We start from the raw sequence: 13,706 nt of genomic DNA on the forward strand, positions 1-13,706 counted from the left end.
TCTCGAGCGAAGCGAGAGTATCCCTCTCTCTCCGTATTGATTTAGAAAAAAAACCGTTCATTGGCTTCCGCCAATGAACGGTTTTTTGTTATCCGCATCAATCCGCGTTCACCGTTAAGGGGGTGCTTCGGATCTCCGCGGCCTCATGCTCATCGTACAGCACACGAGCCAATAAATCCTGATTATAGTTGCCGAAATTTTTTCCGTAAATCGTCATTCCGCGTTTATTCACCGATTTGTCGGTAACGGCAATCCGGAAGGTAAGCTCACTTTTATAATCCAGCCCGATGTCCTGCAAAGTCACGTCCGAAATTCGGCAGCCATCAATGAAGCTGCCATCCTTGTTGATGCGGATCAGCTTCAGCATCCCGTATTGATTCAGGTGTGGGGGCCACCAATCCGGATTGAAGGTGCCGCGCATATCCCCAAAATCCCCGGGACTGGTCCAATAACCGATCTCCTTACCATTAATATAAAAGTAAAGGTCTGAAGGATAATTATCGGAATAACCGGGGGCCTCGCTGCCCAACTCCAGAGAAAACTGGATTTCACGGAAGGTCTGGTACGGCTTCAGATAGTTGGGAATACGGTACTCCAGAAAGCCCTCGCTCATCCAAATGATGCCTGAGTTGATGCGCTCCGGATCAGCGAAATAACGGGGGTCGTCAAAATCCCCGATAATACTGTCCTTGGTTGCAAGTCCGCAGGTCGGAAAAGCTTGATAGTTGCTGTAATGGCCAACCTGAATCTCCACCTCATATAAATTGTCGGTGTCCTTGCTGCGCAGATCGACCATAAGCTTATCCTTGTTTAAATAACAGACCTTTTGAATGCCGTGTTTGCCGACGGAGGTATTAATTTCAATAAGGCCGCTGTCCTCCAATTTTTTGATATGCATCGTAATGGCTCCGTTGCTGAGGTTGAGCCTTCTTGCGATTTCATTTAAATTCAGCTCTTGGTTGCTGGCTAGCAGTTCCAGAATCTGCAGTCGAATTTCCGAACTGAGCGCCTTGAAAATATCAATACCGCTCATCAGGTCCTTAATATAGATCATTGTACAGTACCCTCTCCCACGAAACTTTTATTTTAGATAAGTATAAACTTAAACATCTGAAAAGCAAATAATCAATACCGTTTTTGTGAAAAGTGATGGAAAAATAGGTGTGAAAATCGAAAAAAGGATGTTTCATTTAAATAAATTTAAAACTAAAGCACGACAAAGCGGTTTATTTGGGACTTATTTTTACGGTTTCAACGTTAATAGTATAATAATTTTATATTTTTATAAACCATTTTATATTTTTATATTTACAACAGATTCAGTTCTATGCTATTTTATTCCTGTAAGCGGATACAATCAATTGAGTTTTTACATAGGGAGGGTCAATCATGAAGAAAAAATGGTTTTTGATGCTCACGGTAATTTCGATGGTTTTATTCCTTTGGGGCTGTGGTGGCGGATCCGCCAGCAATAAGGGCGCAGGAGGGGAAACAGAAGTGCTCGATGGCGGTGCAGGCGAAAATGCAACCGAACTTTCTTTCTGGACCTTTGTTGAACTGCATGGAAAGCATTTTGAAAAAATGCTGACAAAGTGGAACGAAGCCAACCCGGACCGTCAAATCAAGCTGAACGTAACGGTCATGCCGTATGATGACATGCATAACAAGCTGTCCATTGCCCTGCAAACGGGTACCGGTGCTCCTGACATTGCCGATATTGAGATTGGCAAATTCCCTGATTTTCTGGAAGGAACTCCCCAATTGGAGTCGCTTAACGATGTCATTGATCCGTACCGGGATACGATCGTTAAGTCACAGATTGATCTGTACAGCAAGGATGGCGTAACTTACGGAGCTTCGACTCACGTAGGTGCGACAGTGGCTTTCTATAACACGGAAGTTCTCAAGGAAGCCGGTGTGGATTACACGACAATCAAAACCTGGGACGATTTCAAGAAAGCTGGCATCCAGGTTTATGAAAAGACCGGCAAGTATATGGCTACAGCCGACACCAGCGCGACTTGGCAGTCCGCCATGATGCTGGCCCAGCAGGGGGCGGATTTTACGGATGACAACGGCAAGCCTGTGGTGAATTCTCCGGAAATGATCAAGGGGCTTACCGTTTTAAAAGATTTGCAGGATAACAATGTCATTGCGACGATTGCTGGCGGACAGCCGGATACGGAGGAAGCGTATGGGGAGTTTAACTCCGGAAATTATGCCTCCGCTTTCATGCCGCTGTGGATGATGTCGCGTTATACGAACTATATGCCGGATTTGGCAGGGAAAATTGCTCTGGCTCCACTTCCCGTCATGGAAGAGGGCATGCCCAGATCACTGGGAGGAGGCGGAACCGGCACAGTAGTTACCAAAACGGCCAAGGACGTGCAGTTAGCCAAGGAGTTCGTAGCATTCGCAAAACTGTCGAAGGAAGCGAATATTGAAATCTGGAATACGCTCGGGTTTGATCCGATTAACATGGACATCTGGAATATGAAGGAGGTTACCCATAATCCTGACAACGAGTTTGTGAAGTATTTCGTCAACAATCCGTTTGATGTACTAAATGAAATCAAGGATGAGATCCAACTGATCAAATCTACTTCTGTAAGTCCTACTATCAGTAATGTGCTCTGTACGGTAACGTTAAACGAAATTTTTGAGGACGGAAGGGACATTACGGAAGCGCTGAATGATGCACAGGCGCAGATCGAACAGGAATTGCAATAATCGGAGAGATAGAAGCGGGCTGCTCTGCATAGAGCAGCTCGATTTTAAAGAAAGGAGTGGAAGATGTGATTAAAAATTTCCTATATTCGCAAAAGGTTGCTCCTTACGTCTTTGTGCTGCCGTTTGTCATTGTTTTCGCTGTTTTCTGGGTATATCCGCTGCTCAGCTCCTTTGAAATGAGCTTTCAAAAAATATCGCTCGGCCAGGAAGCAAGCTGGGTGGGGCTGGACAATTATACCAAGCTGATGGGGGACGGCATCTTCTTGAAGGCTGTCATTAACAGTGCTGTTTACATGGTGCTCACTTTGGTGATTCTGATTCCTTTCCCGATGCTGTTCGCGGTGCTGATCAACAATAAATTTATGTGGGGAAGAGAATTTTTTAAATCCTCCTTCTTCTTTCCGGCACTGACTTCCGTGGTGGTGGCAGGGACGATTTTTCGTCTCATGTTCGGGGAAATGGAAGGCTCGCTCATCAACAGCATTTTGGGCTGGTTTGGCATAGATCCCGTCAAGTTTTTGAAGGGCCAGGTCACCGGTTTTATCGCGCTGCTCTCACTGGCTGCCTGGAGATGGACCGGTGTGAACATGCTGTATTTCCTGTCAGGTCTTAAAAACATCCCTGATGAATATTATGAAGCTGCTTCGATCGACGGAGCCTCCGCCTTTCAGAAATTCAGAATGATAACGATGCCCTTGCTGAAGCCAACGACCATCTATGTGGTGACGATCAGTATTTATGCGGGGCTAGCCATGTTCATTGAGAGCATGATGCTGTGGAACGGCAACAACTCGCCGAAGAATATCGGTCTTACCATCGTCGGCTATCTGTACCGCCAGGGCATTGAGAAGAACAATCTGGGTTACGCAGCGGCGGTTGGGATTGTGCTGCTGGCGATTACGATGCTGATTAATTTGACGCAGCTGGCGTTTTCCGGCCTGTTTAAAAAGGAGGATCGGTAATGAAAAAGGAGCTTGCCCCAAATGCATATCCTGCTGTCCGGGAGCGCGGGCTTAATACGGGAAAGGGGCTTTTTGCGAAGATTGCTCTGTTTGTCTTTTTCACGGCCCTCTGTATCCTTATTTTGCTTCCGTTTTATGCGATCGCCATTTCCTCCTTTAAGCCGGGCCAGGAGCTGATCCGCTACGGACTGAATTTAAGGTTCGACCTGTCTGTCATGAACTTTGACAACTATATTTATCTGTTTACCGGCAATCACGCTTATTTCAGCTGGTTTTTTAATTCGCTTGTGCTTACGATTGTGCAGGTTGTCCTGACGCTGCTGGTCAGCGCGACGGTGGCCTACGGCTTCTCGGCTTATGAGTTTAAGGGGAAAAATTTTCTCTTTATCTGTGTGCTGCTCATTATGATGGTGCCGTTTGAAATATTGCTGCTGCCCTTGTACACGCTAATCAACAATCTGGGCATGATGAACACCTATTCGGCCATTGTTCTGCCGGGCATCGCGAGCGCGGCCACTATTTTCTTCTTCCGGCAGTACCTGAGCGGAGTGCCCAAGGAAATTATCGCTGCGGGCCGGGTCGATGGAGCCAGCGAGTACGGCATTTATATCCGTCTTATTCTGCCGATTATGAAGCCGTCGTTTGCGGCCATGGCCATTCTGAACGGGATGAACAGCTGGAACAACTTTCTGTGGCCGTTCATGGTTCTGAGCGATGAAAGCAAATACACGCTGCCGATCGGGTTGAAAACGCTGCTGACCCCATACGGGAACAACTATGATCTGCTAATCGTGGGCTCGTTTTTCTCCATCATTCCGATTTTTATATTATTCGTGGCTTTCCAGAAATACTTTATCGACGGGATGACAGCTGGAGCTGTGAAAGGTTAGTGGGCGGATATTTTTTAGGAAGGGGTTATGAATATGAAAACGGTCAAAAAGTATCGCAATCCGCTGATAGAGGAGCGCGCGGACCCGTGGGTGTACAAACATACGGACGGATATTACTATTTCACGGCCTCCGTGCCGGAGTACGACAGGATTGAGGTGCGGCGTGCCGACACCATTGAAGGTTTAAGTGTGGCCGAACCGGTTGTGGCCTGGCGCAAATATGATACAGGACCGCTCAGCGCGAATATTTGGGCTCCGGAAATCCATTTTATCGACGGGAGGTGGTATATCTATTTCGCCGCTGCCCGCACGGCGGAAACCAAGGATGGCTTATTCGATCACCGGATGTATGTGCTGGAAAATGAATCCGCGAATCCGCTGGAGGGAGAGTGGACCGAGAAGGGGCAGGTCAAGACGGCCTGGGAATCCTTCGCCCTGGATGCCACAACCTTCGAGCGTCGGGGGGTCAGGTATTATGTGTGGGCGCAGAAGGACCCGGACATTCCGGGCAATTCGAATCTATACATATCAGAAATGAGCAACGCCTGGACTTTGACCGGACCGCAGACGATGATTGCCACGCCTGAGCATGACTGGGAGGTGATTGGCTTCAGCGTGAATGAAGGGCCGGCTGTGCTGAAGCGGAACGGGCGTATTTTCATTACATTTTCGGCCAGCGCCACCGACTTCAACTACTGCATGGGTTTGCTGTGGGCGGATGAACATGCCGATTTGCTGGATGCCGCCTCCTGGGTCAAGGAGCCTGAGCCGGTCTTCCGGACGAGCGAAGAGACAGGGCAGTACGGACCGGGGCATAATAGCTTTACCGTAAATGAAGAGGGGGAGGATGTGCTCATCTATCATGCGCGGAATTATAAAGAAATTAGCGGGGACCCGCTGTACGATCCGAACCGTCATACCCGGGCGCAGGTCTTTCATTGGAAAGAGGACGGAACACCCAACTTTGGGGTTCCCGTTCGTGATGGAGGCTGACCAGGGCGCTCCTTTCGGTTGTTGTGAGACGCTCCGAGAACGAAGCATTCCTCCCATCGCTGTTGACCCCGAATTTCAATGAAATATTTTTATGAGGAAGAAATTCGGGGTCAAAGGCGAACGCTGCCGCTTTTCCGGAATTGCTTCGTTCTCTCCGCTGCTGTGTGCATCACCCTACTTACCTCATAGCTTCGTGTATGCTGCCCCTGTATTGGCCTACGCATCATCTTAAAGCACCTACAAAATAGGTCAACCAGAAGTTCCTGGTTGACCTATTTAGGTGCTTCCTCACAGATTAGGAATTCGACGGGGAAGGGCAGGCCTCTTTCAGCAGGCGTTCAATGGCATAGGCAACTCCGTTCTCTATGTTGGTCAGAGTCACTTCCTCACAGAGGGCTTTAATCTCGTTATGCGCATTGCCCATGGCAATGCCCTTGCCAGCGGATGTCAGCATGGAAATATCATTGTAGCTGTCACCTATGGCGACCGTCTCTTCCATGGGAATGCCCAAATGGCTGGCCAGATAGGAGAGGGCGTTGCCTTTGGATGCCCGGGTATCCTCCACTTCAAAGTTATGGTCCGAGGACACGACCATGGTCAATGAGGAATCGTTGCGGAAGCGGCTGCGTCCTTTTTCAAGTTTGTGGTCATCCAAAGAGAACGCGAGAATGTTATGGATTACAGCCTCTTGCGGAATGTGCTCATAAGAAGCGATCCGTATAATACCGGCCTGCGTGTATTGCTTTTCAGTAGCATAAATAAGCTCCCTCAAGGTGAGATCAGGATTGGCGCTTAGTATCCGGTCCATTTCAATCGTTAAAATTTGATGCCCTTTCTGCGGTGAATAGATGGCCTGGTCGGTCATGACCTCGTAATAAAATTCGTTTTCCTCAAGCCAAGCCAGGACGGAGAAAGCCTGACTGCGGTCCATCGGATAGGAGGCGAGGAGACGCTTCTGATCGTCGTGAACGGCTGCGCCGTTCGCGGAGATAATAGGAGTGTTCAGTCCGGCTTCCTTCAGCTTTTCCTGTACATCATATACCGCACGGCCGGTGGCGATCGCCACCGTAATTCCGCTTTCCTGCGCCTTGCGGACGGCCGAGGCATTCACTTCACTGATGCGGCTGTCCGCATTCAACAGGGTTCCGTCTAAATCCACGGCAATTAATTTCATACTTCCAGCTCCTCTTCGTCTTTAAAATCAGGAATAAGGACCTCTATTCCATGTCGCTGCAGCATTTCCAGCATGTCAGGTTCAGGCAGGCGGTCGGTCACGATGAAATCGACTTCAGAGAGCTCGGCAAAACGGAATGGACAGTCCTTGCCGAACTTTGAATGGTCGGCCAGCACAAACACCTGGCGCGCCTGCTTCATCATTTGATGCTTCAGCAGACCTTCCTCATCGTGAACGGAGGTAAAGCCGCTCGCAGATACGCCGCCCACGCCGATAAATGCTTTATCAACAAAATAGTTGGACAGTGTGGAAATGACGGCTGATCCGTACACATATCTGTGCTCCTTTTCCAATTGACCGCCAAGCAGGTGGATCGATACCCCTTTTTTGTCTGATAAGACATCCGCCTGGTTAATGGAGTTGGTGATAATAAAGCAGCTTTGCTGATCAATGAATTCGGCGCATGCATGCACCGTAGTGGAGGAGTCGAGGATGACGTGCTCTCCATCACGAATATAATGTGCCGCCACGCGGCCGATGAACTTTTTCTCTTCAGACACCTTCATGAGCCGTTCTTTGTAGTTTCCGATCTTGTCCTGCAGCGGATTCGGCAGGAGGGCGCCGCCGCGGGTGCGGATAATGGACCCCTGTTCGTCCAGCTTGACGAGATCCCTGCGTGCGGTATCACGGGAAACATCGAACAGAGAGCAAATCTCTTCAATGGAAATCCGCTTCTTGGCCTGAAGATGATCCAAAATGAGCTGCATCCGTTCTTCTTGGTACATTCGATACCTCCTGACAGATGAATGCTTAATTTATATAAGTGATTTTAATTCATTTTAAGTGATTATAAGTGAAATTACAATGCATTCTGACTTGCAATTGCATGAAACTATTTAATTCTAAAAAAAATTAAAATAATGCTTGTCACTCCGGATTCTATTTGATATACTCTATCTTGTCGTCACGATAACGGCAAACTAATATGGCCCGTTGGTCAAGGGGTTAAGACACCTCCCTTTCACGGAGGTAACAGGGGTTCGAATCCCCTACGGGTCATAGCTTTCTTTAAAGCTCCAGGGATGAGAACCCACTGGGTTCGTCGGAGCATAAGCTTCGTCAGGAATACATCGCAGTCTCGAGTGCAGCGCGAGTATCCCCTACGGGTCATTAATGTGCGGTAGTGGTGGAATGGCAGACACGCTATCTTGAGGGGGTAGTGGGCGTACGCCCGTGGAGGTTCGAGTCCTCTCTACCGCATAACAACGCAAGGAATCCGGTGCAATCGTTTGCGATTGTATCGGATTTTTTTCATTTTAGCGACTTTTTCAATTGTTTTAAGTCTAATGTAATAGAGATGAATTTTTTTGCTTTACAAATTTTGTGTAAAATTCAGAGGAGTTAAATTCCGTTTACAAAAAATCGAAACAAAGAGTATAATCAGACAAGCGGATGTTATAATATGGACAATAAGATTCATTGGATATGGAAGAAATTTTAAGAAATGATGGTGAATGGTATGAAATCCCATCTTCTGGAGGATATATCAGAAGGACTGTTGGGACTTTTTCCTTTAATAAGAAAAAAGTTGATGAAAGGGGCTCCGGTTCCCAACTCATCGCTTCCGCTATCGAATAGTAACTACCATGTGTTGTTTCTTATGCACGAAATGCGTCATTCGACAGTGTCGGAGCTTTCCAAACAGCTAAATATTTCGCGGCCCAATATGACCCCGTTGCTCGATAAGCTGGTAAAGTATGAGTTGGTTTCCAGGAAGCCAAGCGAGACGGACAGGCGGGTGGTGGAGGTCGAAATAACCCGGCAGGGGGATGAACTGGTTCGAGAAATAGGTGAGCGATTGATGCTCGATATTAGAGAAAGGCTGTCCGGACTGCCGGAGAAGGATCTGGTACAAATGTGCAGTTGTCTGAATGAACTGAAAACGATTCTGCTCAAGCTGGATCATGTGGATGAAGTAAAATAGGTTGAAAAAAGACCGTTCATTATTGAATATGGACGGTCTTGCCTTGTCGTATGTTATAATATTATGAGTATACATATCCGGTTTTAAACAGCATCTTAAGCAAAGTTAGGATGGAAGGGTGGAATCATATGCAATCGATTTATCAACGGATTGAGGCGCTTATCGCTGAAAAGGGAATGACGAAAAAGGCATTTTGCCAGCAGCTGGGGATCAGTACCGGCAATTTCGGTGACTGGAAAAGGGGCAAAACAACCCCTGGCACCAACAAGCTGATTGAAATTGCCACCTTTTTCGACATAAGCTTGGACTGGCTCATGATGGGCCGTACTCCGAAGCGTGAAATGGTAAACGAAAAGCAAGAGTCTTATTTTTTTGACGATTTGGGGCAATTGAATTGCCAAATTGATCAACTTACAGAGCAGGAAAAGGTATTCATACGCGACTATATCGAATTTACTGCTTACCGGAAAAAGAAGAAAAAAGAAACAGACTGATATTCAAAAAGGCCTGCCGCAGATAATCGCCGGCAAGCCTTTTTGAACTGCTGTCAATTGTCGTGATTCAGATCCAGTTTGGCTGAATACTCGGGATACAGCTTGCGAATGCATTCAGGGCAGATATCATGTGTAAACTCGGCATGAGTGTGTTTCTCCAGATAGGACTCGACTGACTGCCATTCATTCTCTTTGTTCCTGATATCCTTGCATACGGCACAGATCGGCAGCATGCCGTGAATGGTCCTGATCTGGTTCATCGCTTGAACGAGCCTTGTTTCCTGCGGTTTGAAGCGGGTGATATCCGTATTGGAAATGACAATCCCCTCGATTTCCTTATTTTCCGGCTGCATAACCGGAGCGGCCTGCAATAAAAACCACTGCTCCCCGGTTGAATGCCTGCAATGGAATTCGCAGCTGTATTGAGGGATATCTCCCTTGAGCACACTAATCAGCCCCTTATACAGGGTCTGAACGGCTTCCAGGCTGTCGTCACTGCAGAACCACGGCAAAATATCGAAGTAGGAGGTCCCGGGCCAGGTATAGCCGGCAGGAGTGCCTTTATCGATGCCGGCCTGCTCCCAGGCTTGGTTAACCGCGTGAATGGTGCCGTTGCGATCGATTACAACGATTTGGGCGGGCAGTGAATTGGCTGCTTCGATCAGATGGATGGATCTTGTTTTGGACAATGATTTCACTCCCTTGCTGATGCACGCATTTTTGAGCAGCTTATTGGTTGCATATTATTTTTCTTCATTCAGATGTATATCAAGGAGTTTGGCAACCAGCTGTCTGTAGCGGGCGGCTTTCCGTGTGCCGTGAATCAGATTGGACAGGCGTGACGGAGGGATTCCGTGCAGCTCGCAAAAGCTTTTCTGATCCAATTGCAGCTCGGTAAGTCTCTGTTTAATTGCCCACCCGAATGGAGTGATCGGCTTTTTTTTATTCAAGAAGTTTCACCCCTAACCGATTTTCCAATTCTAGCTACCTATGGTGTAATTCATGGTGAAACATGCTATAATAAATCATCTGAATCCATTATATACTTATTTACGTCATTTTACAATCTATAATCACTTACGTACGTCGTCTTGCTTGAAGTTTTTTTAGGAAGGCGGGTGCATATGCAATCCATTTATGAACGCATTGAGATGCTGATCCAGCGCAAGGGAATGACGAAAAAAGCTTTTTGCAAGCAGCTAGCTATTAGCACGGGGAATCTGGGAGACTGGAAAAGGGGGAAATCCAAACCGGGAACCAGCAAATTGATTGAAATCGCCGCTTTTTTTGATGTCAGTCTTGATTGGCTCGTCTTGGGGAAAGGCACACCGGAAGAGGCTTCGGAATCCTTACCTGCGTATATCTACAGCAAAAGCAGGGAGCTGTCGAAGGACGAGCAGTGGTTTATTAAGGAATACATTGAGTTTGTGTCATACCGGCATCAAAAGGACAATTCTGAATCCTGAATTTGCTACAAGGGCACGAAAAAACACTCCATCGCAGGGGAACACAGCGAGAGGAGTGTTTTTTTGTATGAGGGGTATATATAAATTTGGGGATCACGGATGTGTAGGCAGCATATCCTTCATGATTCTTTCGAGCACCTGGTTTTTGGAGGTATTCGTTTCGTTCAGCTGTTTGGCGGCTTCTTCGACACAGGCGTTAACGGCTGCGTTTAAATAACCGTTGACCGCCTGCTCCATTTCCACACCTAATTGGAAATTGATCCAGGCATGCATTGTAGGCAGTGTGCCTACAGCATTGTACCGCTGCAGTATGTTCTCCAGATACTTGAAGTCGATCCATGGATACAGTGCTTTGCTGAGCTTGAGCAATCGCTGGCCTGATATGCGGGCATTGCTTAACTGATCATGGGGCGTGCGCTGAGCGTGAAGTATTTTATCGATCAGCGCAATCCGCCAGCCGTCGTATTGCCTGGAGGCGGCATAAATGCCCTTTATAGCCATTCCGTCTGTGCTGACCAGTTGGCTGTGCATGTAACATTTCATGTATGCTTCGACATCTTCCAGTGCTGTTATGCTTCCCTCGGCGATGTGGTGTTTTAATTCGGAAACAAAAGGGAAGCTGCCGACGGGTAAACTGGGATCCAGTACATACGCATAATGGAGCATTCGACTGCTCTTGCTCATTATGGTCCGCCTCCTTAAAACATTACTCAACAAGATTTATGTGTTATTTTTATTGACATTGATTCTTTTATTCGGGCTAATAACTCCGTTTATGTAATACATTTTTACATTTATCACTGTGGATTGTCAATTGATTTACTGAAATTTCACTTGATTAAAATTGTTTATGTAATATAAAATGACGCGAAATTGATAATTTTGTTTTTTGTTGATTTTGCCTTTACAATTGAGGCTACAGAGAGTATAATAAATCTGTTGCCTTAAATGAGCGGTAGTGGTGGAATGGCAGACACGCTATCTTGAGGGGGTAGTGGGCGTATGCCCGTGGAGGTTCGAGTCCTCTCTACCGCATTTACGAAGAAGAGTCCTGTATAATTACAGGGCTTTTTTTGTTTGGGCAGGTATATGGCATTTGTTTTCGAGTTTCAATTTTAATACAAGGTTTAAGGATAGAAGGAGAGGTTAAAAATAATAGGGGAAAAGGAGAGATGAAGATGGAAGCATTATATACGGCAACAGCAACTGTGCATGGAGGAAGAACGGGATCGGTCGCTTCTTCCGACGGGGTGCTGAAGCATGATTTAAGTATGCCCAAAGAGCTCGGAGGCTCAGGAGGCAGCGGCACCAATCCTGAACAGTTATTTGCGGCAGGCTACGGCGCCTGCTACGAAAGCGCACTCGCCAACGTGGCCCGTAAAGCGGGAGTCAAGCTGCAGGATGTTGAAGTGACTAGCCATGTCTCCATCGGGAAGGACGTGCAGGACGATGGCTTCAAGCTGGCGGTGCGGCTGGATGTGAAAATGCCGGGAATCGACCGTTCCCAGGCCGAGGAACTGGCCAAGCAGGCACATGAATTTTGCCCTTATTCCAAAGCCACACGCGGCAATATCGATGTGCAGTTAAAAGTAATTTCTTGATGAATATACGGCTAATCGTCTGGAAGCAACAAGTATGCACCGGGAATTGTATGTTCCCATACTGGCTGCCGGTCTCTCCGGCAGCTTTTCGTTTATTATACATAATTTAACAAGCGGTGGCTGATCAGTGTGTAACAATGCAGTCCATTTGACATGAAACTGAAAATTCTTTAATATACTTAGGTGATTCAGAACCGAAATTCGGCTGGATTCGACAAGGTATGAACAAATTTGAAAATACAGGTGATGTTATGTCTTCTTACAGACCGAATATTGTGAACATTAAAAAAGCCAGCAGCAATGAAAAAGAAGGATTATACGAATTTACGATGTATTTGGCTGACGGCACGGAGTGCCGTGTATTCTATCAACGGTATCCGGAATGGACAATGACGAGCATCAGCCGCCTGCAAAAAACTCCTTGCCCTGTGTGCCGTAAGGATTATATTTGCAAGTGTATTGAACAGTATACAAGTGACCTGGAGCAGCAGCTGCAGGAAAATAATTGGCTGGAGAAGGCAGCGACCGAGTAAGCGGGGTTCTGCACTCGGAGCGACATGGATAAGCGGCGGATTCGTAAAATTCCGGCGCTTTTTTGTGTGCATAACGGAACAAAGATGCCTGAATAAGGGTATCTATGTTAGAGGAGGTGCTTCTGTTGACGGAAAGAGAAGTTGTTGTCGCCATGCTCAATGAAAAGCACAAGGGGCATCCCATAGTCCTGGTGGACGGTGTATGCCATTTTTGTCAGGGAGCCGTCAAATTCATCCTCAAGCGTGACCCGAAGGGCAGGCACCATTTTGGTTCACTTCAGTCTGAGGAAGGAAAAAGGCTGCTGAAGGCGGGAAATCTGCCGCCAGACCGTATTGATACAGTTGTGTTGATTGAAGATGGAAGATATTACACCAAATCTGCGGCAGTGCTTCGGATTGCCAGGCATTTACGCTTTCCGTATCCCTTTGCTTATCTGTTTATCGTCATTCCCCGTCCCATAAGGGATGCTATATATAACTACATCGCCCGCAACCGATACCGCTGGTTCGGCAAGGATGACGGCGACGGTGCCCAATGTCAGATTCCTTCACCGGAGGTAAGGGAAAGGTTTCTATAGCTGTATCCCCCTTCTCACATTCTCAAATCTGAACACCGCGGCTGCCGTCGTTACGGAGGCGCGGTTCTGCAGTTTCATCGAAATAAGCTCCCCGCTATCCAATCTTCAATTTGCGATCATGATTTGTCGAAATGCGTCATTTTTTGCTTTAGATCACTGATCGCTATTTTCTGGGACCATTATTTTCCTAAGATTAGAACAAGGTAAAATTTTGTTATCTGTATTTTTAAAAATAAATACCGATATTTTGGACTGAAATCGATGAAAATGTTTTTCTTGTAAACGCATCATTAAATATCTT

At 46.9% G+C, this 13,706-nt stretch carries 17 protein-coding genes and 3 tRNA genes; 14 read left to right on the forward strand and 6 right to left on the reverse strand.

Features of this window, described 5'->3' with window-relative positions:
• Positions 1 to 97: 97 nt before the first annotated feature.
• Positions 98 to 1,054 carry an ArsR/SmtB family transcription factor gene (locus ACI1P2_RS02025; RefSeq protein WP_355316377.1) on the reverse strand — a complete coding sequence of 319 codons (957 nt, stop codon included), beginning with the start codon at positions 1,052 to 1,054 and terminating at the stop codon, positions 98 to 100.
• Between the two features lie 335 nt (positions 1,055 to 1,389).
• Here ACI1P2_RS02025 and ACI1P2_RS02030 point away from each other — a divergent pair, with 335 nt between their 5' ends.
• The 4 genes from ACI1P2_RS02030 to ACI1P2_RS02045 all read left to right on the forward strand — a co-directional run bounded on the left by ACI1P2_RS02030 (position 1,390) and on the right by ACI1P2_RS02045 (position 5,575).
• On the forward strand, positions 1,390 to 2,730 hold the full coding sequence (locus tag ACI1P2_RS02030) for an ABC transporter substrate-binding protein (protein ID WP_355316379.1): 1,341 nt from the start codon (positions 1,390 to 1,392) through the stop codon (positions 2,728 to 2,730).
• Between the two features lie 65 nt (positions 2,731 to 2,795).
• Entirely contained in the window at positions 2,796 to 3,692 is an 897-nt protein-coding gene (locus ACI1P2_RS02035; protein ID WP_355316380.1) for a carbohydrate ABC transporter permease, read from the forward strand.
• Positions 3,692 to 4,582, forward strand: coding sequence for a carbohydrate ABC transporter permease (locus ACI1P2_RS02040; RefSeq protein WP_355316382.1), 891 nt, complete (start codon positions 3,692 to 3,694; stop codon positions 4,580 to 4,582). The genes ACI1P2_RS02035 and ACI1P2_RS02040 overlap by 1 nt, the downstream gene beginning before the upstream one ends.
• A 33-nt stretch (positions 4,583 to 4,615) precedes the next feature.
• Positions 4,616 to 5,575 carry a glycoside hydrolase family 43 protein gene (locus tag ACI1P2_RS02045; RefSeq protein ID WP_355316383.1) on the forward strand — a complete coding sequence of 320 codons (960 nt, stop codon included), beginning with the start codon at positions 4,616 to 4,618 and terminating at the stop codon, positions 5,573 to 5,575.
• Positions 5,576 to 5,870: 295 nt separating this feature from the next.
• On the opposite strand, the gene ACI1P2_RS02050 is transcribed toward ACI1P2_RS02045, so the two are convergent.
• On the reverse strand, positions 5,871 to 6,749 hold the full coding sequence (locus ACI1P2_RS02050; RefSeq protein ID WP_355316384.1) for a Cof-type HAD-IIB family hydrolase: 879 nt from the start codon (positions 6,747 to 6,749) through the stop codon (positions 5,871 to 5,873).
• A complete protein-coding gene (locus ACI1P2_RS02055) occupies positions 6,746 to 7,534 on the reverse strand; it encodes a DeoR/GlpR family DNA-binding transcription regulator (RefSeq protein ID WP_355316386.1) in 789 nt (262 codons plus the stop codon). The genes ACI1P2_RS02050 and ACI1P2_RS02055 overlap by 4 nt, the downstream gene beginning before the upstream one ends.
• 202 nt (positions 7,535 to 7,736) lie before the next feature.
• Between ACI1P2_RS02055 and ACI1P2_RS02060 the strand changes: the two genes are divergently transcribed.
• The 5 genes from ACI1P2_RS02060 to ACI1P2_RS02080 all read left to right on the forward strand — a co-directional run bounded on the left by ACI1P2_RS02060 (position 7,737) and on the right by ACI1P2_RS02080 (position 9,227).
• Positions 7,737 to 7,808, forward strand: a tRNA-Glu gene (locus ACI1P2_RS02060).
• A 118-nt stretch (positions 7,809 to 7,926) separates the two neighbouring features.
• Positions 7,927 to 8,009: transfer RNA gene (locus ACI1P2_RS02065), tRNA-Leu, on the forward strand.
• 219 nt (positions 8,010 to 8,228) lie between these two features.
• Positions 8,229 to 8,387 (forward strand): hypothetical protein, encoded by a 159-nt coding sequence (locus ACI1P2_RS02070; RefSeq protein ID WP_355316388.1) that lies wholly within the window; start codon positions 8,229 to 8,231, stop codon positions 8,385 to 8,387.
• A 31-nt stretch (positions 8,388 to 8,418) separates the two neighbouring features.
• On the forward strand, positions 8,419 to 8,733 hold the full coding sequence (locus ACI1P2_RS02075) for a MarR family winged helix-turn-helix transcriptional regulator (protein WP_355316390.1): 315 nt from the start codon (positions 8,419 to 8,421) through the stop codon (positions 8,731 to 8,733).
• A 128-nt stretch (positions 8,734 to 8,861) separates the two neighbouring features.
• The gene (locus ACI1P2_RS02080; RefSeq protein ID WP_355316391.1) at positions 8,862 to 9,227 is read left to right on the forward strand and encodes a helix-turn-helix domain-containing protein; all 366 of its coding nucleotides are present in this window, start codon (positions 8,862 to 8,864) and stop codon (positions 9,225 to 9,227) included.
• A 53-nt stretch (positions 9,228 to 9,280) separates the two neighbouring features.
• Here ACI1P2_RS02080 and ACI1P2_RS02085 read toward each other — a convergent pair whose 3' ends face one another.
• Together ACI1P2_RS02085 and ACI1P2_RS02090 are read right to left on the reverse strand one after the other, a co-directional pair.
• Complete coding sequence (locus tag ACI1P2_RS02085; RefSeq protein ID WP_355316393.1) at positions 9,281 to 9,916, reverse strand: PAS domain-containing protein; 636 nt, start codon at positions 9,914 to 9,916, stop codon at positions 9,281 to 9,283.
• 54 nt (positions 9,917 to 9,970) lie between these two features.
• Entirely contained in the window at positions 9,971 to 10,177 is a 207-nt protein-coding gene (locus tag ACI1P2_RS02090; protein ID WP_355316394.1) for an XRE family transcriptional regulator, read from the reverse strand.
• A 174-nt stretch (positions 10,178 to 10,351) separates the two neighbouring features.
• Between ACI1P2_RS02090 and ACI1P2_RS02095 the strand changes: the two genes are divergently transcribed.
• Entirely contained in the window at positions 10,352 to 10,693 is a 342-nt protein-coding gene (locus tag ACI1P2_RS02095) for a helix-turn-helix domain-containing protein (protein ID WP_355316396.1), read from the forward strand.
• A 93-nt stretch (positions 10,694 to 10,786) separates the two neighbouring features.
• Here ACI1P2_RS02095 and ACI1P2_RS02100 read toward each other — a convergent pair whose 3' ends face one another.
• Positions 10,787 to 11,377, reverse strand: coding sequence for an urease accessory protein UreF (locus ACI1P2_RS02100; protein ID WP_355316398.1), 591 nt, complete (start codon positions 11,375 to 11,377; stop codon positions 10,787 to 10,789).
• Between the two features lie 268 nt (positions 11,378 to 11,645).
• On the opposite strand from ACI1P2_RS02100, the gene ACI1P2_RS02105 reads away from it, so the two are divergent.
• The 4 genes from ACI1P2_RS02105 (at position 11,646) to ACI1P2_RS02120 (ending at position 13,405) form a co-directional block, all read left to right on the forward strand.
• Positions 11,646 to 11,728: transfer RNA gene (locus ACI1P2_RS02105), tRNA-Leu, on the forward strand.
• A gap of 143 nt (positions 11,729 to 11,871) precedes the next feature.
• A complete protein-coding gene (locus ACI1P2_RS02110; protein WP_355316400.1) occupies positions 11,872 to 12,294 on the forward strand; it encodes an organic hydroperoxide resistance protein in 423 nt (140 codons plus the stop codon).
• Between the two features lie 221 nt (positions 12,295 to 12,515).
• Entirely contained in the window at positions 12,516 to 12,827 is a 312-nt protein-coding gene (locus tag ACI1P2_RS02115) for a hypothetical protein (RefSeq protein ID WP_355316402.1), read from the forward strand.
• Positions 12,828 to 12,979: 152 nt separating this feature from the next.
• The gene (locus tag ACI1P2_RS02120) at positions 12,980 to 13,405 is read left to right on the forward strand and encodes a thiol-disulfide oxidoreductase DCC family protein (protein ID WP_355316881.1); all 426 of its coding nucleotides are present in this window, start codon (positions 12,980 to 12,982) and stop codon (positions 13,403 to 13,405) included.
• Positions 13,406 to 13,706 lie beyond the last annotated feature (301 nt).

It is taken from the genome of Paenibacillus jiangxiensis, from assembly GCF_046098255.1.
Lineage (GTDB): Bacteria > Bacillota > Bacilli > Paenibacillales > Paenibacillaceae > Paenibacillus > Paenibacillus jiagnxiensis.